Here is a 21,476-nt window from a genome sequence, read left to right on the forward strand (position 1 = left end):
CTAAATCAAATAAATATCTGATTAGCGGTTGCAAATGTAAGATGACTTTTTAAACTTCGCAAATGTTTACCGCTATTTTTTATCGAATATCTATCTATTTTTTTAAACTTTCTTAAAATCAACACAATAAAATTTAAACATTTTATTTTAAAATAACAAAAATTGAACTTTTTCAATTATTATATCATTTTATTCTAATAGTTATTCGATTTTTATTATTTTCGCAATACAAACAAATAACAGAAATTATGAGTAAAAAAGTTGTAATTGTATCAGCTGCTAGAACTCCAATCGGAAGTTTTATGGGAGCTCTTTCTACAGTTCCTGCACCAAAATTAGGAGCTGCTGCAATTAAAGGCGCATTAGATAAAATCAATTTAGACCCAAAATTAGTTGACGAAGTTTTAATGGGTAATGTTGTTCAAGCTGGTGTTGGACAAGCACCTGCAAGACAAGCCGCTTTATTTGCAGGTTTATCTCAAGAAGTTGCTGCTACTACAATCAATAAAGTTTGTGCTTCAGGTATGAAAGCGATTATGCAAGGTGCTCAAGCAATTATGGCTGGTGACGCAAATATCGTAGTTGCAGGTGGTATGGAAAACATGAGTTTAATTCCTCATTATGCAAACTTAAGAAACGGTTCTAAATTTGGACCTATGACGATGTTAGACGGAATGCAAAAAGACGGTTTAACTGACGCTTACGATAACAATGCTATGGGAGTTGCTGCAGATTTATGTGCTACAGAACATAACATTACTAGAGAAGAACAAGATAACTTTGCAATAGATTCTTACAAAAAATCTGCTGCTGCTTGGGAAGCTGGAAAATTCAATAACGAAATTGTTCCAGTTGCTGTTCCTCAACGTAAAGGTGAGCCAGTTATGGTTACTAAAGATGAAGAATACACAAACGTTAAGTTAGATAAGATTCCTGCTTTAAATGCAGTTTTCACTAAAGAAGGAACTGTAACTGCTGCTAACGCATCTACTATCAATGATGGTGCTGCTGCTGTAGTTTTAATGAGTGAAGAAAAAGCATTAGAATTAGGTTTAAAACCTTTAGCTTACATCAAAGGATATGCAGATGCTGCTCAAGAACCAGTGAAATTTACAACTGCTCCTGCTAAAGCATTACCAAAAGCACTTGACAAAGCTGGAATTTCATTAAGTGAAGTTGACTACTTCGAATTCAATGAAGCTTTCTCTGTTGTTGGATTAGCTAACTGCAAAATTTTAAACATCGACGGAAACAAAGTGAACGTTAACGGAGGTGCTGTTTCTTTAGGTCACCCTCTTGGATGTTCTGGAGCTAGAATCGTTGTTACTTTAATCAATGTTTTAGAACAAAACAATGCAAAAATTGGCGCAGCTGCTATTTGTAATGGTGGTGGTGGCGCTTCTGCAATTGTGATTGAAAAAGCTTAATCAAAATTAAAATATTCTTAAAATGGGTCTTATTTTATGATAAGACTCATTTTTTACTTAAATATAAAATAAATGTTTGCAATCTGTAATCTTGCTATTGTTCCTTTAAGAATTGAACCTTCGGATAGAAGCGAAATGGTTTCTCAAATTCTCTTTGGTGAACATTTTAAAATTATCGAACAAAATAAAAAATGGTCAAAAATTGAAACGGCTATAGATAATTATCAAGGTTGGATTGATAACAAACAATTTTTAGTTATTACTGAAGAAGATTACCTTTTTCTTCAAAATACAAATCAATTTTTAAATGGTGATTTAATTGAATACATCACCAACGAAAATCATTTTTTATTACCAATTTCTTTAGGAAGTAGTTTAAGCTTTTTGAGTAATAAAAAAATCAACAATCAAAATTATATTTTCGAAGGTAATTTAATAACAGGAGTCCAGCCTAAAAGCAACATCTTACAAACTGCTTTTATGTATTTGAATGCGCCATATTTATGGGGCGGAAAAACTCCTTTCGGAATCGATTGTTCTGGTTTTACACAAATGGTTTATCGTTTAAACGGACATAATATCCCAAGAGATGCCTCGCAACAAGCTACCATTGGTGAAGCCTTGAGCTTTATTGAAGAAAGCGAAGTTGGAGATTTAGCCTTTTTTGATAACGAAGAAGGAAATATAACTCATGTTGGAATTATTATGGAAAACAACTACATCATTCACGCAAGTGGAAAAGTTCGTGTAGATAGATTGGACCATCTTGGAATTCTGAATATCGACACAGGTCGTCATACACATAAATTACGCGTAATTAAAAAAATCATATAACAAATTTTTACCTTTTATTGCTGTAAAATAAATGTATCTTTGCAAAAATTTATTTTATGACAACATTTGAGCAATTTAATTTACCTAAATCTTTAGACAAAGCTTTAAACGAATTAAGAATTACAACCCCTACTCCAATCCAAGAAAAATCATTTAATGTAATTTTATCAGGAAGAGATGTTATGGGAATCGCTCAAACAGGAACCGGTAAAACTTACGCTTATTTACTTCCTATATTAAAACAATGGAAATTTGCTAAAACAGAATCTCCTCGTGTTGTTATTTTAGTTCCTACTCGTGAACTTGTTGTTCAAGTTGCTGAAGAAGTTGAGAAACTAACCAAATATATGTCAATTCGTACTTTAGGAATTTACGGTGGTGTAAACATCAATACGCAACGTAAAAACTTAGCAGATGGAGTTGATATTTTAGTCGGAACTCCAGGTCGAGTAATGGATTTAGCTTTGGATAATGTTTTACGTTTTGATGAAATTCAAAAATTAGTTATCGATGAATTTGATGAAATCTTAAACTTAGGTTTCAGAGTTCAAATAACTACGATTTTATCAATGATGAAAACTAAAAAACAAAACATCTTATTTTCTGCAACAATGACAGAAGAAGTTGATGAATTGTTAGATGAGTATTTTGAATTTCCAGAAGAAGTATCTTTAGCACCATCGGGAACACCTCTTGAAAAAATTAAACAATTTGGTTATCACGCACCAAACTTTCTTACAAAACTTAATATTTTAAAAGATTTGTTACACAGAAACGAAGACATGAGTCGTGTTTTGGTTTTTGTAAATAATAAACGAATTGCCGATTATGTACTTGAAGCATTAGAAACTGAATTCCCTGAACAATTTGGGGTAATACATTCTAATAAAACTCAAAACTATCGTTTAAACACCATGGCTTCTTTTCAAAATAATGAAATTAGAGGTTTAGTTACAACCGATATTATGGCACGTGGATTAGATATTTCTGATATTACCCACGTAATTAATCTTCAATTTTCTGAAGTTCCAGAACAATACATTCATAGAATCGGTCGTACCGGTCGTCAAGATAAAGACGGAGTTGCAATAAGTTTAATCGACCCAAAAGAGGAAGAAAAACAAATTGAAGTTGAAATGTTGATGAATCATGAAATTGAGATTTTTCCAATTCCTGAAGATATTGAAATTGAAGTTCAAAAACTAGAATTCGAAAAAACAAAAACTACGGTCGTTTTCAAGAAAAAGAAAATTGACCCAGAAAAAGGTGCTGCCTTCCATGAGAAAAAAGATAAAAATAAAAAAGTCAATCTTGGAGGACCTAGTAAAACAAAACCTAGAAAAACTGCTCCTAGAAACAGAGGTGTTGAGAAAAAACGCGATGCCAAAAAGAAAAATAAATAATTTTTTATACTAACAAAATGCTTTTGATGTTTTATATCAAAAGCATTTTAGTTTTTTAGATAAATCATCCTAAAGATTTAAAAAAAATTTAACGCCTCAGTTTTGAATAAAAATTGAATGATTATGTAATTTTAAATAAATAAAAAATTTATAATGAAAACTTTTAGATTAAACAATAACATTGAAATCCCTGCAATTGGTTTTGGAACTTGGCAGATTGAAGATGGCGAAAAAATAATTCAGGCTGTATTAACTGCTATTGACGAAGGATACAGACATATTGATACCGCTTTTTTTTATCACAATGAAAAAGGAATTGGTCAAGCCATTAAACAAGCTCCAATTAAAAGAGATGAACTTTTTATCACAACTAAGGTTTGGAACACAGACCGCGGATATGAACAAACTTTAAAAGCATTTGAAACTTCGCTTCATAATTTACAACTCGATTATATTGATTTATATTTGATTCATTGGCCTGCAAATGCAACACAATTTGAAAATTGGAAGCAAATAAATGCGGAGACTTGGAAAGCTTTAGAAAAACTATATAAAGACGGTAAAGTTAAAGCCATTGGAGTTTGTAATTTTATGGTAAATCATTTAGAAGCTTTATTAGAATCTTCCGAAATTAAACCTATGATTAACCAGATTGAATTTCATCCTGGACATACTCAAAATGAAGTTGTAGCCTTTTGTAAACAAAACGATATTTTAGTTGAAGCTTGGAGTCCTATTGGTCAAGGAAAAATTTTAGACAATGAATTATTACTAAACATTGCACAAAAACATAATGTTAACGTTGGACAACTTTGTATTCAGTTTGCTTTGCAACAAGATATTTTACCTTTACCAAAATCAGTAACACCAATAAACATCAAAAACAATTTACATTTATCAGAATTTAAAATTTCTGACGAAGATTTAGATTTGATTTTAAAAATGCCCTCAACAGGATTCACAGGATTAAATCCGAATGAAATAACTTTCTAAAATAAAACTAAAAAGCAATCGTAATCGGTTGCTTTTTTTCATTTAATCATGCAATTTTAACTAACTTTGCAATTCAATAATTTAAACTACATAAATGCAATCATTTAACGACCTTGGATTAACAGCAAATCTGATACAAAACATCGAAAAATTAGGTTATCAAAAACCTTTTCCTATACAAGAACAAGCAATTCCGGCTATTCTTTCAGGAAAAGATGTTATGGGAATTGCCAAAACTGGGTCGGGAAAAACTGCGAGTTTTGTTTTACCGATTTTAGATAAATTACAAAAAACGGCTCATGTTAGAAATAGAAATATTTCAGCTTTGATTTTAGTTCCGACTCGTGAATTGGCAATTCAAATTCAAAATGTTTTTGTTGATTTTAATCAGCATTTAAATCGTCAGATTAAAACAATGGCTGTTTTTGGCGGAATTTCGATTAATCCACAAATGAAAGGCATGCTTGGTGTTGAAGTTCTGATTGCTACTCCAGGACGTTTGATTGATTTACTTGAACACAACGCTTTAAGTTTAGACGAAATTTCGATTTTTGCAGTTGATGAAGCTGATAAAATGTTTCAGATGGGATTTGATGAAGAAATGAATAAAATCATTACTTTATTACCAAAAAGACGACAAAACTTACTTTTTTCTGCAACATTGAATGATAAAGTTAAAGAAATGAAATCGCGTTTGGTGATTGAACCGATTGTAATCGAAATTGAAACTCCAGCAAACGAACAAACCGAAGTTCAAATTGAACAATCGGCTTTTGCAGTATCATTAGAAAGAAAAGGTCCTTTTTTAAGATATTTAATAAAATCTAACAATTATAAACAAGTTTTAGTTTTCGTTTCGTCTTCAAGAACAGCAGATAATTTAACTGAAAAACTAAATAAAAACGGAATTAAAGCTGCTGCAATGCACGGAAAAAAATCTCAAGGAGCTAGATATAATGCTTTAGACGATTTTAAAACAGGAGCAATTGATGTTTTAATCGCAACTGATTTGATTGCTCGCGGAATTCATATTGACAATTTACCCATCGTGATTAATTACGAATTGCCTCGTTCTCCACTTGATTATGTTCATAGAATTGGTAGAACAGGTCGTGCAAACGCCGTCGGAAAAGCAATTAGTTTAATTACTCCAGAAGACGAACATCATTTTAAAGTAATTCAGAAAAAAGCAAAAATCAGAATTGTTTTGCAACCTTCAGAAGATATAAACTTACATGGATTTTAATATAGAAAGCAAACTCAAAAGGTTTACTTTTTCTTTTTATAATTTCACAATATATGAAACAAATTATATTACTTCACTTTTTATGAAATAAAGTTATTAATTTCATTATATTTGAAATAAATAAAATCACAAGATGAAGAGATATATTTTGATGTGCGATGTTATTGATAGCAGAAATAAAAATCAACAAATTATAATAAATGAATTAAAGAATTGTAGAGATTTTATCAATGAAAAATATAAAACCTACATATTATCACCTTTAACAATAACTTTAGGAGATGAATTTCAGGCAGTAATTAAAGATTTAGAAACATCTTTTAACATTATTTTGGAAATTGAAGAATACATTATTAAAAATAATTTCCAAATAAAACTGCGCTACGTTTTAATTTTCGGAGAAATTTCTACACCTATAAATTCTGAAATTGCCTACGAAATGTTAGGCGAAGGATTGACTTTTGCTCGCAATCAATTGAATAAAATGAAAGCGAATGAAAATCGATTCTTTATAAAAATAGATGATGACACATTGGAAACAATCAGTAATAACAGCTTTTCAATTTTGCAAAATATTATTGATAAATGGAAAATTGAAAAAGATTACAAATTAATTAGTAATTTAATTACATATAAAGACTATAAAATTGTTTCGGAAAAATTAAACAAAGAACGCTCATTAATCTGGAAAAGAGAGAAAAGCTTGAATATGTCTTCATATAATTCGATAAAAGAAATCATACTAAAACTTCCAAAATATGAGCATATACATCAAAATAATACTGGTAATTTGTATTGAAATTGTATTTACAATTGTTTTCAAACTAATATCTCCTAAAGATAAAAATGTAAAAATCTCCTTTAATCTAAAATCAATTCTGAAAGGATTTATCGAACGAACATTTGTAACTTTTTCTTTATTAAGCGGATTTCCACATGCATTAACTTTATTTGGAGCTTTAAAACTAGGAACAAGACTTAAAAAAGCTGATGATGAAAATACACAAGAAGGTAGAAAAAACGAAACAATATACAACGATTATTATTTAATAGGTAATTTCATATCAATTTCATTATGTATTTTATACTACAACATGCTAAAATCACACGTATAAATTGAAAATTAATCTTCCAAATAATTGAGATAATTAACATTAAGTTGAACTAAAAAATCGCTTAAAATAGAAGTATGAACAAACTTCATTATGTTAGATAAACGTTCGCGATATTCATATTGTAAATCTTCATGAAGCTTTTCGTACAAAGAAATTACGGATTTAATACGAGTCGTTTGGTAGATAAAATGCAAATCAGATTTATAACCAAAACTATTCTCCAGATATAAATTATGAAATGTATCAAAAGCTTCTTCTAAAATTAGAAGTCGCAAATCAAGTTCGCTTTCTTTATTTTTAGTAACAGAAGCGTGTTCATTAACTAAACCACTTGCAATTCGTAAATAAGAAGTCAATTCTTTGTGACGATAATTCATCGTTTTACGTAAAACATCACGTTGTGTTCGTTCGAATATTTTTTCAAGTTCTGTTTTAGCAGTTTGGATTCTGTCAATCAAATCATCTTCATTTTCAAGAAGCAAATAGTGCAATTGCTGCATCAACTTTTTATCTTTATTAATCAAACGAATCAAAAGCTTATCTTTTTCCTTTTCGGATTGCTTCAGAATAGCTTCTTTAAGTTCGGGTTGTTGATTCAATGTCATGATTCGATAAATTAAAAATTACAATTCACTAATTCGTTTGCCTAAAAATTCAGGTCTTTTGAATAGTTTAAAATTAGTAACTTTTTGTTTATTAAATATACTCGTGTAACCAGAAATAAAATAAGAAATGACACAAGTAATAAAAGCATAAGGAAAAATTTCAAAACCAAATAATTCGACAGCCAAAATCATACATGCAATTGGTGTATTTGCAGCACCTGAAAAAACACTTACAAATCCTAAAGCTGTAAGAAATCCAATTGGCAAAGGCAAAAAGGTAGCTAAAAAACTTCCTAAAGTTGCACCGACAAAAAACAAAGGTGTAACTTCTCCACCTTTAAAACCACTTCCTAATGTAATTGAGGTAAAAATAATTTTAAATAAAAAAACCTCAAAACCTTGCGCATGGTCAAATGCACTTAAAATGGTATTAATTCCAATTCCCAAGTAAGTATTGGTTCCTAAAATTAAAGTCAACATAACAATAATTATTCCTCCAACAAATAATCGATAAGGCAAATGAGGAATAAATTTAGCAAAATATTTGTGAATATGCGTAAGAGAAAAATTAAACAATCGCGCGCTCAATCCAAAACATACTCCAGCAACAATTAAATAAAAAAGATATTTAAATTCAAAGGTTGGTATTTGTTTTACATCATAAAAAGTATGTTCTAAACCCAACAAATTGGAAATAAATTCAACCAAAAAAGCAACATAAATTATACTTAAAGCACCTTTAAAATTTGGTTTTCCGATATTAAAAAATTCGAAAGAAAAAAAAACAGCAGTAAATGGGGTTCCAAAAACAGCACTAAATCCAGCACCTACGGCAACTTTAATCAAAATATGACGTTCTTTTTCAGAAAATCTAAACAACCTAATAAGAAAATCAACGTATCCACCAGCAATTTGTAACCCTGCTCCTTCTCTACCTGCAGAACCTCCAAAAAGATGCGTTGCAATAGTTCCAAAATAAACTAATGGTGTTGAAATTAAAGGAATCCGTTTTAAAGAACTATAATAAGCATCAATCAAAAGATTATTTCCACCTTCACTAGATTTTCCGAATATATAATAAACATAACCAATCAAAAAACCAGCAATCGGAAGAAAATAAACAAGATATTGATTTTGTAACCTATATTCCGTAACTGCATTTAATGAAAATAAGAAGAAATGAACAGAAAGTTCCACAACAAGAGCTAAAAAACTTAATAATAAAACCCACTTTAAGTTTTTATAGAATCCTGATTTATAAAGATTAAGTTTCATATGTTTTCAAAAATATTTAAAAATCAGGTGTCATCAGCATTTAAAAGCGGTTTGTCTCAGGAAGAACACCATTTCCTTGAAAAGAATGCAAATTTACTTCATAAAATTTAAATGAAAAATTTATTTCTCAAATAATTAAAATCGATAAACATTTTGTAAGTAATAACTATATTTGCATTCTATTATTTCACTTATTTATATTATTATGAGTTTACTTAAAAAGGTAAATATTTATCGCCGTGGTTTGATGAAAGGAATCACAAAAAATATTGGAGATTCTAAATTGATTACCAACGGAGAACAGATAAATAAAGAAGAAATAAAACGTATTTTGATTACACGCCCAAATCATCGCTTGGGAAATCAATTGTTGATAACACCATTGATTCAAGAACTTACAGCTACTTTTCCTAATGCTAAAATTGATTTATTCTTAAAAGGTGGTGTCGGAAATATTTTATTTGAAAATTTCGCACAAGTTGATCAAAAAATAAATCTTCCTAAAAAGCATTTTAAAGAACTAGGAAAATATATTGGTGGTTGGTTCCGCTTAAAAAAATACAAATATGACATTGTCATCAATGTAGCCAAAAACTCATCGTCAGGACGCTTGTCTACTAAATTAGCTAATGCTAAATATAAATTTTTCGGTTTAGATGAATCTGAATTCACACATAAATTTGAAAATTTAAATCACATTGCTAAGTTTCCTGTTTATAGCTTTAGAGAAAGTATATCGCATTTAGGGATCGTACCAAATTTATCAACTGTACCTTCTTTAAAAATGATGCTTTCAAAAGATGAAATAGCAAAAGGAAAAATCGAATTAGATAAGCTAAAAGAAAAAAATGCCAAAACTATTGCTTTATTTACTTTTGCAACTGGAGCAAAATGTTATTCAAAAGAATGGTGGTCAACCTTTTACAAGGAATTAAAATCAACTTTACCTGATTATAATATTATAGAAGTTTTACCTGTTGAGAATGTTTCGCAATTGAATTTTTCTATTCCGCATTATTACAGTAAAGATGTTAGAGAAATTTGTGGTTTTTTTGCAAATTGTGATGTTTTCATTGGAGCAGATAGTGGAATCATGCATTTAGCAACAGCTTCTGGAGTTCCAACCTTAGGTTTGTTTTCGGTAACTGCTCCTGATACTTATCAACCTTATGGAAATCACAGTAAAGGAATTAATACTAATAAAACTTCAAATGCAGAAATCATTCAAGATGCTAAACAAATTCTTGAAATGTAAAATATATAAACGAGGAAATTTCGGATTAGAAATTTCCTCGTTTTATATTTAATAAAATTTTAAAGTTTTTCATCAATTCTCATTTTCCGAATTGAATGATGTGCAGAGTTATAATCTGGTATCCATTTAAAATCGCCATCCACAATATAATTATCATCGGTTAACTTCGCTGTTTTCGGGTTTGCGCCTGCCAAAATTTGATCGTAATAATAAACGTTGTTTTTATCTTTAGAAAAGCAAGTTGGCGAATTGGAATTAGGATAATTATAAAATTCAAAGGTATTAAAATCAATATTCATTTCTTCACCATTACAATAAACTTGATTGTCAACAATAATAAAAACGTTATTAGGAGCGAAATATTGAACTTTTGAATTTTTATTTTTTGGAATTCTTTTGAATTTTGCTTCCTTGGTAAGTGTATAAAGATAATTTGCTGTTTGAATAGTTCTTGCAGTATCTTTAATTTCTTGATTTAGTATATTTTTGTCTTCATAAATATCAAAATTTCCATTTGTTTTAAAAAAATAAATGTGGTTTTGATCGACATAAATATTTTCGTTAATAGCTGTAAATGTGTTTACATCAACTTGAATCGGTTTATTCTTAAAAAAATAATGATTTTTGTCTTTATACCAAATTTTAGATGAATTTGGGAATTTAACTTCTTCGTATGTTGCTCCATCAACATTTTGGATTGGGATACCTGGTTTAGAAAATTCATACACGTGATTTTTATCTTTTACGATTCCATCATGTTTATTTCCTGAAATAGTAAACGTTTCATAATCGATATTATCAATTTTATAACCTTTGTAATAAAAATTATTTTTGTCCTTTGCATAACCATAATAAGGTTCTAAAGATTGAAAGCTTTCTACATCTGCGTTTTCAACATCCCTATATTTATTATCCCAAGGAACTTTGGGCCATGAAGCCCCGGAACTTGCGTATTTATAAACGATTTTTTTATTTTCTTTGAAATAATCATTGCCTAAATCTTGTTTTTTTGCACATGAAACAGAAAACATTATAACAAATAAAAGTGTCATGGTTTGTATTATTTTTTTCATTTTATTTATAGTTGATTAATTCGTTAAAATTACCATTTCCAATCTAACAAAGAGTTGAATTCTATACCATAAGATTTTAATTTTGTTCGTAATTCATCAACGTTTTTTAATTGATGTTTCGGAACAATTAAAGTTAAAGCGTTTGATAATTTTATATAAAAATACATTTCGATTTCATCTATCTTTTCAACTTCACTGATATTTAATCGTGATTCACCCATTTTACTTTTAGAATAAATAGATGTTTCGTCAAACTCTAAAATCGTATTTTCTAAATGAATGTTTTTATAATTTTCGTTGCAAAATTTAATTAATTGTCTTTTTAAAAGTTTTTTATATAGGTATGGAAAAAATAAAAGTGAAAGAATTGCAACTACAAAAAAATAAATGGCTAAAACAAGATTTCCTTTAAGATACGAAATAATCGACAGAGCTACTAAAATTAAAAAAAGAACAAACGTTGAAATTATTTTACTTTTTTTAACTCGTTTAGATTGTGAAGAAAAAAAAAGTTGAAACGCTAAGAAATCATCTTTAAATACACTATATTCTATTTTCATTTTGGTTGGATTTTTTATTAAATAAATATAATTAAAAAAAAATAAAAAATTAACTACATTCCAAAATATTGAATATAAATAGAATAGTCATTTTAAAAAAAAGTTTCCGATTACTAAATTTATTAAGATTCTAAAAAAAATGCTAAAAAATAATTTTTTGGCACAGTTAATGAAAGTATCTTTACAACAACAATTTTAAAAAATTATAGTCATGAAAAAAATTATATTATTATTCACTGCAATTGTCGGATTGGCTTCATTACAAAGTTGCGAAGTTAATGACGTTAGAGAAAATCAAATTTTTGAAGCAGAGGTTTTTGAGTTTCCTGCATCTTTAAACAACAATAATTTTTCTGTTGTTGGTCGTTTTTCAAGAGATATTTTATCTTTTGACCACATTTTAATTTACAGATTGTATGGACAGGACGGAGGTACAGACGTTTGGCGTTTAATCCCTCAAACGGTTTATTTTAATAATGGAGATGAATTTGATTATAATTATGATTTTACCAAACGTGATTTTAGAATTTTTATGGAAGGTAACTTCGATTTAAACACATTAAGTAATCAACATTGGAACACTTATGTAACAAATCAAATTTTTAGAATCGTTGTAATTCCTGGACGTTTACAATATAAAATGAACTTTTCTGATTATGAAACAACTATTCGTACTTTAGGATTAGAAAATGCTCCTATAAAAAAATTATAGATAAATTATCTATAAATCTATGCTAATGAAAGGAAACTGTCTCTGATTTGAGACAGTTTTTTTCATTTAATTACTGCTCTTTTAGTAAATTACTTATATTTACAAAAAAAGTTCAAACATGTATAATTGGTTTTGGATTATAGGAATATCAATCATAATAGTACTTTTAACTATTATTTTTATTTTATTTTATAAACTACAGAAGTCGGAAAGATTAAAACAAGAAGCTGAGGAACAGTTTGAAATTTTAGAAATAAAAGTTCAAAATTTACGATTAGAAACTTTAGAAGCAAAACTTAATCCTCATTTGTTTAAAAACATACTTAATTCTATTCAATCACACACATATCAAGCCTATTATACCGTAGATAAACTATCTAATGTACTTAATTATGTTTTATATGAAACCAAAAATAAATTTGTCACGCTTAAAGAAGAAATTGATTTTTCAAAAGATTTAATTGAAATCAACAAAGTAAAATTAAGTCCTCTTTTTGATTTAAGAGTAAAAATTAATATAGATGAAAAAGACAGCATATATGAAAAAACATTAATTGCTCCTTTGATTTCTGTAGATTTAATAGAAAACGCTTTTAAACACACCGACATACAACATCCAGAAGCTTTTATAACCATTTTATTTGAACTTAAGAAAGGTGTTTTTACACTAAGTATAACCAATCGAATTTCTGAAAAGAAAAAAATGGAAAAAGAAAAAAGCGGTTTGGGCTTACAAACACTCGAACAAAGATTAAGTCTTATTTATGGAGACAATTTTAAATTAGATAACTTTGTAGAGAAAAACATTCATGTTTCAACCTTAAAAATTTCACTCCTTGAATATAAAAATCAAATGCGTATTACTTGATGACGAGCTTCCTGGCCTAACATATCTAAAAATGTTATGTGAACAAATTTCTGAAATAGAAATTGTAAAAGTTTTTAATAATCCTGAAAAATTACTTTCAGAAGCTCCTTTATTAGATTTTGATTTATGTATTTTAGATATTGAAATGCCTGATTTAAACGGCATAGCAGTTGCCAATTTACTTATCGACAAACACATTATTTTTACTACTGCTTACAAAGAATTTGCAGTGGAAGCTTTTGATTTAGACGCTGTAGATTATATAACCAAACCTGTAAAAAAAGAACGTTTGGAAAAAGCAATTACGAAAGTTGTGAATCGAATAAAAAAAGACGAAAAAAAACAATTTATAAGTCTTAACACAAATAAAGGAAAATCCGTTTTATTTTTTGAAAACATACTTTATATAAAATCCGCAGATTCAGACAGTAGAGATAAAATTGCATATCTTAAAGATAATTCACAACTCACCTTAAAAAATATTTCTTACGAATCTTTGCAAAAAAAATTACCTGAAAATAAATTTTGTAGAATTAATAAAAGTGAAACTATTGCAATTGATGTCGTAAATTTCTTTACACATGATGAAATTACAACAAAAATTATTCTCTCTGATGGCAAGCCTTTAGTTTTAACTTTAGGTACATCATACAGAGAAGATTTTTTAAATATGCTTTAATTTATTTCATTACAAAATTTTACTTTTTCATTACAATAATCAATATTCAAACTTAGTTTAAGAAAAATAGTATTCTAGTTTTCTTTAATTTCGAACTATAAATTATAAAATGAAAACCAGATGAAGAAGTACAAAAACACTATTTTTTATATCGGATTAATTGGGATATTTTCTGTATTGATTTATTGGATTTCAATAAAAGGAAAAATATTAGAGACAGATGTTGTCGTAGCCTCTTCAGACAAATCACCTTGGTCTGATTTTATAGATTTAATAAAAGTAAATTTACATCATCCGCTTGCCTTACTTTTAGCACAAATTGTAACTATTGTTGTTATAGCTCGTATTTTTGGTTGGTTTTTTAGAAAAATAGGACAACCTAGTGTTATCGGAGAAATTATAGCCGGAATAGTTTTAGGTCCTTCGTTATTTGGTTGGGTACTTCCCGAAGTTTCCGCATTAATATTCCCAACAAATTCTATTGGAAACTTATACAATTTCAGTCAATTAGGTTTAATTCTTTTCATGTATGTAATTGGAATGGAACTAGATTTAAAAGTTCTGAAAAATAAAGCACATGAAGCCGTTGTTATTAGTCATGCAAGTATCATTTTACCATTTAGTTTAGGTATTGGATTAGCTTATTTTTTGTATGAAGAATTTGCTCCAGAGAAAGTCGATTTTCTATCTTTTGCACTTTTCATGGGAATTTCGATGAGCATCACTGCTTTTCCAGTATTAGCTAGAATTGTTCAAGAACGTGGCATTCATAAAACCAAACTTGGAACTATTGTTTTAACTTGTGCTGCTGCCGATGATATTACAGCTTGGTGCATTTTAGCAATCGTTATTGCAATTGTAAATGCTGGTACTTTTGAAAGTTCCATTTTTGTTATAATTCTAGCGATTGCTTATGTAATTGCGATGCTTAAATTAGTTCGTCCGTTTTTAAAGAGAATCGCAGATTTAAATTCTACAACAGAAACTTTAAATAAGGGAGTCGTTGCTATTTTTCTGTTGACTTTAATAATTTCTGCTTACATAACTGAGCTTATCGGAATACATGCTTTATTTGGCGCTTTCATGGCTGGAACTGTTATGCCAGAAAACAATAAGTTTAGACATATTTTTATGGAAAAAGTAGAAGATGTAGCAGTTGTTTTATTTTTACCTTTATTTTTTGTTTACACAGGACTAAAAGCTGATTTACGTTTCTTAATTGACGACCCATCTCTATTTAAAACTACAGGTTGGATTATTTTAGTTGCAGTTATTGGTAAATTTATTGGTAGTGCATTTGCTGCAAAATTTGTAGGTCAAAAATGGAAAGATAGTTTAATCATTGGCGCCTTAATGAACACACGAGGACTGATGGAACTTGTTGTACTTAATATTGGTTTAGAACTTGGGGTTATTAGCACACCTGTTTTTACAATGATGGTGATAATGGCATTAGTAACAACTTTTATGACAGGTCCGGCTCTAGATTTGATAAATAAACTGTTTAAATCTAAAGAAAATATAATACCGCAAGAAGTAATAAATAACAGTAAATATAAAATTTTATGTTCATTTAAAAATCAAATTAACGGAAATTCGCTACTACGTTTAGCTAATAGTTTGGTAAAAAAACAACCCGAAAACTCTTTGATTACAACAATGCATCTTGTATCTAGTGATGAAACCTATTCTTACGATGACACAGAATATGAGCATGAAGTGTTCGATCCTATTATTGAAGAATCAAAATTTTTAAATCAACCAATTGTTACGTTGTTTAAAGTTTCAAATGATATTGATTCAGATATTGTTGAAATTGCAAATAAAGGTGATTTTGATTTACTTTTAGTCGGAATTGGTCAATCAATTTTTGAAGGAACTTTACTCGGAAAATTACTTGGTTTTACAACTCGAATCGTAAATCCAGAACGCATCATAGACAAGCTTTCTGGTAAAGAAGGTTTATTTGAAAATTCTCCGTTTGATGAAAGAACAAGATATATTATGTTAGGTGCAAAAGTTCCTGTTGGAGTTTATATTGATAAAAATCTAAAAGAAATAAACAAAGTTTTTGTTCCGATTTTTTCAAGTGAAGATTCGTTTTTAATAGAATATGCTCAAAAATTAATTCATAATAATGATTCACAAGTTGTCATCTTAGATGTTGCTGGATATGTAAAAAATTCTTTTACTATTAAAGAAATTGTCCGTTCTATTGAACAATATAAACCAAATCACATAACCATTAGAGAAGATAAATTAGTAAAACGTGAGTTTTTAGAAACTCAAGATTTAATGTTGGTTAGTCTAGAAAGCTGGAAAAAATTAATAGACTCAAGGATTTTATGGATGGATAATATTCCTTCGACTTTAATTATCAAACCTTAAAAAACAATCGAAGAATCACTCAACCAAAAATTGAGTGATTTTTTTTTATTTAAATAATTATTGTTTTTCGATAATTTATTTATATTTGTCAATAATAAATTATTAACTAACAAACATGAGAACAATTACAATCTTAAACATCATTCTTAGATTAATTTTTGGTATAGCTATAATCACATTAACTATACTAACAGTTATTTTACTTTTGGCTTTTTTAAATATTGATTTAGGAATTGACAATCCATTGGTAAAAAACATGGATATCAATTCACCAATCGATTTCCTTATCGAAACTATATTAATAATCATTGCTTACCTTTATTTTGGAAGCTACATCTACGCCATTTATAAATTAAGACGTTGTTTAGATTTATTTATGGAAATGAAATTTTTTGATGAAGTTGTAATCAAAAACTTTAAAATAATTGGCTATATTTTTTTAGTCGGATTTCTTTTTACTTGTCTTTTAAATTATGTCGATTTATACGAAAAAGCATCACTTCAAGAAAACATTCCATTAAGTATAGAATTTTCGAATATCTTTTTAAATCCACTAAATGGTTTAATTATCAGTTTGTTTTTTATCGTACTTAGTAATGTTTTTAAGCTAGCAAAAAATCAAAAAGAAGAAAATATCGAACTAAAACAAGAAAACGATTTAACTATATAATTTATGAAAACATTAAAAATATTTGGATGGCTGTCGCATTTTCTTTGGGCAAGTATGCTATTATTAACTATTTTCTTTGGAATATTAGTTTATAGTGAATTTACCTCAACTTATTCTGAAAGTTGGTTCATAGAATTTATGGGAAAAGAAATTCAAAATGATTCAAAAAAAACATATCTACTTACATTTATGTTAATTTGTTTTTGTATTTATTCATTGTATTTTTATGCAATTACTTTATTTAATTTATGCGTTAGAAAATTTGAAAAACGAATATTTTTTGACCATTCAATCATAAAAAGATTTAGAAAAATAGGAATCATTTTTATTTCAAATTATATAGCTGTTTTAATCTTAGGTAAAGTTTTTTCAATTCATTCAGGAAAAGAAATAACAAGTTCAACCGATTTTTCCACTATTGTATTAGAAAAATTAGACTCACCTTTAGGAAGTTTAATCATTGGCTTCTTCTTTCTCGTATTGAGTCAGGTTTTTAAAGAAGCGCTTAAACAAAAACAAGAAAACGAATTAACTATTTAACCAATGAGAGAATTTAAATCATTAAAAATATACACCATTCTAATTGGAATTGTTATAGTAATAAATGCTATTTTTTCAGTTATTGAAATTCTAAACATCTGGAAAATCACCAAACTAGAATTTGTTGAATTTAACAATTTAAAATTTCAATTTTATACAACAACAGATAAGTTAATTGCAACAACCTATCAATTATTAAATATCGCTTTACTAATTCCGATTATTCTTTTTTATAAAATTTCTAATCAATTCAAAAACGGATTTTTTTTTTAGTAACGAAATTATCAAATTATTAAAAAACATTTGTACTATTTTGTACGTATTAAGCGCTATTGCCATACTAATTACAAGATTTATAAAACCATCTGAAGTTTATCAAACTCCAAATTATTGGTTTAACCTACATCCGCTATTTATCATGTTTATAGGAACCATTTTTAATGCATTTGCATTAATTTTAAAAGAAGCTCTCAAACAAAAACATGAAAACGAATTAACTATATAACTTATGAAAACATTAAAAATATTTGGATGGCTGTCGCATTTTTTAATGATAACTATCTTTTTACTTGGAATTCTCTTTTTCTTAGCTACAAAAAGTAGTTTCCGTTTTGACGACTATTCAAAATGGACTTTATTAATCAATAATATTCAAGAAACCGACCACAAAGGAACTTATATAAAAATGTTTTTCATATTGATTGGGATATTATACATCTTGTATTTTATAGCCATCTTTTTATTCAATTTATCCGTAAGAGATTTTGAAAAGAGAATTTTTATTAGTTTTAAACACTCTAATAGATTCAGATTAATTGGTGTTATTTTCATTTTTAATTATATCATTTCGATTATATTAAATCAATATATCATTATTCGAACTCCTGATGATCCAACACAGACAAGCTACATATTTTCTGAAAAAATATTCACTGAATTTCAAACACCACTTGGTGGTTTAATCATCGGCTTCTTCTTTCTCGTATTAAGTCAGGTTTTTAAAGAAGCACTCAAACAAAAACAAGAAAACGAATTAACTATTTAACCAATGAGAGAATTTAAATCATTAAAAATATACACCATTCTAATTGGGATAATAATAGTAATAAATGCGATTTTTTCAGTTATTGAAATACTAAACATTTGGAAAATCATCAATCTAGAATTTGTTGAATTTAGCAATTTAAAATTTCAATTTTATACAACAACAGATAAGTTAATTGCAACAATTTACCAATTATTAAATATCGCTTTACTAATTCCGATTATTCTTTTTTATAAAATTTCTAATCAATTCAAAAACGGAATCTTTTATAGTAACGAAATCATCATATTATTAAAAAATATTTGTACTATTTTATACGTATTGAGCGCTATTGCCATATTAATTACAAGATTTATTCAACCATCTGAAGTTTATCAAACTCCAAATTATTGGTTTAATCTACATCCGCTATTTATCATGTTTATAGGAACCATTTTTAATGCATTTGCACTAATTTTAAAAGAAGCACTCAAACAAAAACAAGAAAACGAACTAACTATTTAATTATGGCTATAATCGTAAACCTTGACGTGATGCTTGCGAAACGCAAAATGCAATCGCAAGAACTCGCAGATAAAATTGGAATAACAACCGCCAACCTTTCCATCTTAAAAACCGGAAAAGCAAAAGCGATTCGTTTTTCTACTTTAGAAGCGATTTGTAAAGAATTAAATTGTCAACCCGGAGATATTTTAGAATTTATTCCCGATAACGAATAAACCTGCAACTTAGCAGGTTTTATTTTTTTATTAGAAGAAAATAATTAGCATTATTTAAGTTGAAATTAGTAACTTTAGATTAAATATTTCAATTATGCTAAATCAAAAAATTATTTCTCCCTCTATATTAGATAACGATTTTTACAAATTTACGATGCAACATGCGGTGATAAAATTATTTCCGTATGCAAAAGCACGTTATCAATTTATTAATCGAGGAAAGCACGAATTTCCAGATAATTTTAGCAATCGTTTGCGTGAAGCAATTAACGAAATGGCAAATCTGAAATTAACCAAAGATGAAAAAAAGTTTTTAAAAGAAACGTGTCTTTATTTAGACCCAACATATTTAGATTTTTTACAAGGCTACCAATATGACCCATCCGAAATTTCAATTGAACAAAACGGCTCGGAACTAAAAGTTAGTATCGAAGGTTTTTGGTACCGAACCATTTTATGGGAAGTTCCGATTATGGCATTAATTTGCGAATTGTATTATCAAGAAACCAACCAAACGCGTCAATCAGATGCATTAGTTATTGAAACGGTCGAAGATAAAATTCAAAAATATAGAAATCTTGATATCGTTTTTGCTGAGTTTGGGACACGTCGTCGTCACTCATTCGATGTGCATGATTTAGTTGTTCGAACGTTAAAAGAAAAAGGTAACGGAACTTTTATAGGTACAAGTAATGTTCATTTAGCAATGAAATATCAAACAAAACCAATCGGAACACACGCGCACGAATGGTTTATGTTTCATGCTGCTAAATATGGTTTTAAAATGGCCAACAGCGTTGGTTTGGAACATTGGACAGAAGTTTATCGTGGCGATTTGGGTATTGCTTTAACCGATACATATACTACAGAAGTTTTCTTTCAACAATTCGATAAAAAATTTGCCAAACTCTTCGATGGCGTTCGTCATGATTCGGGCGATCCGTTAGAATTTGGTGATAAAACGATTGCGCATTATCAGAAATTAGGAATCGTTCCACTTACAAAAACCATTATTTTTTCTGACGGATTGAATTACGAAAAAGTAGAACGTATCACCGAACACTGCAAAAATAGAATTGGAATTTCGTTCGGAATTGGAACCGATTTAACTAATGATGTTGGTTTAAAACCGATGAATATCGTTTTAAAACTTACCGAAGCGAAACCCGAAAATGCAGATTGGACTGGAGTTGTTAAACTTTCTGATGAACCTAAAAAACATACCGGAACTGAAAATGATATTGATTTGGCTATTCGTTTATTGAATATAAATTGAGTAATTAAGTTAAAAAGACGAAAGTCATAAAGAATTCAAAGGATGTAAAAAATCTAACATCTCAATACTAAAATCTATCTACTCAATACTAAAAACATGTTCCAAGAAAACGAAAAACTTCAAATTCCAGCAGACGAAACCATTATTTGGAAATACTTAGATTTATCTAAATTTCTAGATTTGTTATTATCGCATCGTATGTTTATGTCGCGTTCAGATAAATTCGAAGATCAATACGAAGGAACTTTTAGTGAGCCAACTTATCAAGAAATCAAAAAACTTTTAGAAGATAATCCAGAATATTTAGATGCGTATAAAGCCAAACGTAAGAATATTGTCATTAGTAGTTGGCACGCAAATTCGTACGAAAGTTATGCTATGTGGCAGGTTTTCACAAAAAACAATGAAGGTTTAGCTATTCAATCAACCATCGGAAGTCTGAAAAAAGCTATGATAGAACCCAAAGCGAATCAATTTATTGGTGAAGTAAATTATATCGATTACAAAAAAGAACATATTCCGATTGATGACGATTTCTTCCCTTTCTTGTTCAAACGAAAAAGTTTTCAGTACGAACATGAAGTTCGCATAATTACTGATGTTTCGCATTTATATATGAACGTAAACGAGGGCGTAAAAGTTTTGACTGATGTAAATCAATTGATTGAAAGATTATATATTCATCCAAAATCAGAAAATTGGTATAAAAAAGTAGTCATTGAAGTCGTTGAACGATTAGGTTTTACATTTACGATTGAAAAGTCAGATTTAGAAAGTGATATTTTAATTTAAG

25 protein-coding genes and 1 riboswitch are annotated in these 21,476 nt (G+C 28.5%); of the genes, 21 read left to right on the plus strand and 4 right to left on the minus strand.

Features of this window, described 5'->3' with window-relative positions:
* Positions 1-248 precede the first annotated feature (248 nt).
* The 7 genes from HW119_RS00005 (at position 249) to HW119_RS00035 (ending at position 7,018) form a co-directional block, all read left to right on the plus strand.
* A complete protein-coding gene (locus tag HW119_RS00005; RefSeq protein WP_177760577.1) occupies positions 249-1,427 on the plus strand; it encodes an acetyl-CoA C-acyltransferase in 1,179 nt (392 codons plus the stop codon).
* Between the two features lie 72 nt (positions 1,428-1,499).
* The gene (locus tag HW119_RS00010; protein WP_177760579.1) at positions 1,500-2,261 is read left to right on the plus strand and encodes a C40 family peptidase; all 762 of its coding nucleotides are present in this window, start codon (positions 1,500-1,502) and stop codon (positions 2,259-2,261) included.
* Positions 2,262-2,317: 56 nt separating this feature from the next.
* Positions 2,318-3,664 (plus strand): DEAD/DEAH box helicase, encoded by a 1,347-nt coding sequence (locus HW119_RS00015; RefSeq protein WP_177760581.1) that lies wholly within the window; start codon positions 2,318-2,320, stop codon positions 3,662-3,664.
* 153 nt (positions 3,665-3,817) lie between these two features.
* Entirely contained in the window at positions 3,818-4,657 is an 840-nt protein-coding gene (locus tag HW119_RS00020; RefSeq protein WP_177760583.1) for an aldo/keto reductase, read from the plus strand.
* Positions 4,658-4,751: 94 nt separating this feature from the next.
* A complete protein-coding gene (locus HW119_RS00025; protein ID WP_177760585.1) occupies positions 4,752-5,903 on the plus strand; it encodes a DEAD/DEAH box helicase in 1,152 nt (383 codons plus the stop codon).
* Between the two features lie 133 nt (positions 5,904-6,036).
* Complete coding sequence (locus HW119_RS00030) at positions 6,037-6,702, plus strand: SatD family protein (RefSeq protein WP_177760587.1); 666 nt, start codon at positions 6,037-6,039, stop codon at positions 6,700-6,702.
* A complete protein-coding gene (locus HW119_RS00035) occupies positions 6,662-7,018 on the plus strand; it encodes a hypothetical protein (RefSeq protein ID WP_177760590.1) in 357 nt (118 codons plus the stop codon). Before HW119_RS00030 ends, HW119_RS00035 begins: the two co-directional genes overlap by 41 nt.
* A gap of 8 nt (positions 7,019-7,026) precedes the next feature.
* On the opposite strand, the gene HW119_RS00040 is transcribed toward HW119_RS00035, so the two are convergent.
* Both HW119_RS00040 and HW119_RS00045 read right to left on the minus strand, forming a co-directional pair.
* A complete protein-coding gene (locus HW119_RS00040) occupies positions 7,027-7,623 on the minus strand; it encodes a hypothetical protein (RefSeq protein WP_177760592.1) in 597 nt (198 codons plus the stop codon).
* 18 nt (positions 7,624-7,641) lie between these two features.
* A complete protein-coding gene (locus tag HW119_RS00045) occupies positions 7,642-8,898 on the minus strand; it encodes a chloride channel protein (protein ID WP_177760600.1) in 1,257 nt (418 codons plus the stop codon).
* 17 nt (positions 8,899-8,915) lie between these two features.
* Positions 8,916-8,983, minus strand: a riboswitch (Fluoride riboswitch).
* A gap of 120 nt (positions 8,984-9,103) precedes the next feature.
* Here HW119_RS00045 and HW119_RS00050 point away from each other — a divergent pair.
* Positions 9,104-10,153, plus strand: a complete 1,050-nt coding sequence (locus HW119_RS00050) for a glycosyltransferase family 9 protein (RefSeq protein ID WP_177760602.1) — start codon at positions 9,104-9,106, stop codon at positions 10,151-10,153.
* A 59-nt stretch (positions 10,154-10,212) separates the two neighbouring features.
* On the opposite strand, the gene HW119_RS00055 is transcribed toward HW119_RS00050, so the two are convergent.
* Positions 10,213-11,226 carry a DKNYY domain-containing protein gene (locus HW119_RS00055; RefSeq protein WP_177760604.1) on the minus strand — a complete coding sequence of 338 codons (1,014 nt, stop codon included), beginning with the start codon at positions 11,224-11,226 and terminating at the stop codon, positions 10,213-10,215.
* 29 nt (positions 11,227-11,255) lie between these two features.
* Complete coding sequence (locus HW119_RS00060; RefSeq protein WP_177760606.1) at positions 11,256-11,786, minus strand: YcxB family protein; 531 nt, start codon at positions 11,784-11,786, stop codon at positions 11,256-11,258.
* Between the two features lie 211 nt (positions 11,787-11,997).
* On the opposite strand from HW119_RS00060, the gene HW119_RS00065 reads away from it, so the two are divergent.
* The 13 genes from HW119_RS00065 (at position 11,998) to HW119_RS00125 (ending at position 21,475) form a co-directional block, all read left to right on the plus strand.
* A complete protein-coding gene (locus HW119_RS00065) occupies positions 11,998-12,498 on the plus strand; it encodes a hypothetical protein (protein ID WP_177760607.1) in 501 nt (166 codons plus the stop codon).
* 118 nt (positions 12,499-12,616) lie between these two features.
* On the plus strand, positions 12,617-13,366 hold the full coding sequence (locus HW119_RS00070; RefSeq protein WP_177760609.1) for a sensor histidine kinase: 750 nt from the start codon (positions 12,617-12,619) through the stop codon (positions 13,364-13,366).
* A gap of 31 nt (positions 13,367-13,397) precedes the next feature.
* A complete protein-coding gene (locus HW119_RS00075; protein WP_317171495.1) occupies positions 13,398-14,045 on the plus strand; it encodes a LytR/AlgR family response regulator transcription factor in 648 nt (215 codons plus the stop codon).
* 120 nt (positions 14,046-14,165) lie between these two features.
* Positions 14,166-16,433 (plus strand): cation:proton antiporter, encoded by a 2,268-nt coding sequence (locus HW119_RS00080; RefSeq protein WP_177760613.1) that lies wholly within the window; start codon positions 14,166-14,168, stop codon positions 16,431-16,433.
* Positions 16,434-16,548: 115 nt separating this feature from the next.
* Positions 16,549-17,103 carry a DUF2975 domain-containing protein gene (locus HW119_RS00085; protein WP_177760615.1) on the plus strand — a complete coding sequence of 185 codons (555 nt, stop codon included), beginning with the start codon at positions 16,549-16,551 and terminating at the stop codon, positions 17,101-17,103.
* Positions 17,104-17,106: 3 nt separating this feature from the next.
* Positions 17,107-17,643 carry a DUF2975 domain-containing protein gene (locus HW119_RS00090; RefSeq protein ID WP_177760617.1) on the plus strand — a complete coding sequence of 179 codons (537 nt, stop codon included), beginning with the start codon at positions 17,107-17,109 and terminating at the stop codon, positions 17,641-17,643.
* Positions 17,644-17,646: 3 nt separating this feature from the next.
* Entirely contained in the window at positions 17,647-17,916 is a 270-nt protein-coding gene (locus HW119_RS00095) for a hypothetical protein (protein ID WP_177760619.1), read from the plus strand.
* A 7-nt stretch (positions 17,917-17,923) separates the two neighbouring features.
* A complete protein-coding gene (locus HW119_RS00100) occupies positions 17,924-18,148 on the plus strand; it encodes a hypothetical protein (protein WP_255498085.1) in 225 nt (74 codons plus the stop codon).
* A 3-nt stretch (positions 18,149-18,151) separates the two neighbouring features.
* Complete coding sequence (locus tag HW119_RS00105) at positions 18,152-18,688, plus strand: DUF2975 domain-containing protein (RefSeq protein WP_177760620.1); 537 nt, start codon at positions 18,152-18,154, stop codon at positions 18,686-18,688.
* Between the two features lie 3 nt (positions 18,689-18,691).
* Positions 18,692-19,192 carry a hypothetical protein gene (locus HW119_RS00110; protein WP_177760622.1) on the plus strand — a complete coding sequence of 167 codons (501 nt, stop codon included), beginning with the start codon at positions 18,692-18,694 and terminating at the stop codon, positions 19,190-19,192.
* Between the two features lie 2 nt (positions 19,193-19,194).
* A complete protein-coding gene (locus tag HW119_RS00115; protein ID WP_091102619.1) occupies positions 19,195-19,407 on the plus strand; it encodes a helix-turn-helix domain-containing protein in 213 nt (70 codons plus the stop codon).
* Between the two features lie 94 nt (positions 19,408-19,501).
* Positions 19,502-20,683, plus strand: a complete 1,182-nt coding sequence (gene pncB, locus HW119_RS00120; RefSeq protein ID WP_177760624.1) for a nicotinate phosphoribosyltransferase — start codon at positions 19,502-19,504, stop codon at positions 20,681-20,683.
* 96 nt (positions 20,684-20,779) lie between these two features.
* Positions 20,780-21,475 (plus strand): hypothetical protein, encoded by a 696-nt coding sequence (locus HW119_RS00125; protein ID WP_177760626.1) that lies wholly within the window; start codon positions 20,780-20,782, stop codon positions 21,473-21,475.
* Position 21,476 lies beyond the last annotated feature (1 nt).

The sequence above is a fragment of the Flavobacterium sp. I3-2 genome, assembly GCF_013389595.1.
Lineage (GTDB): Bacteria > Bacteroidota > Bacteroidia > Flavobacteriales > Flavobacteriaceae > Flavobacterium.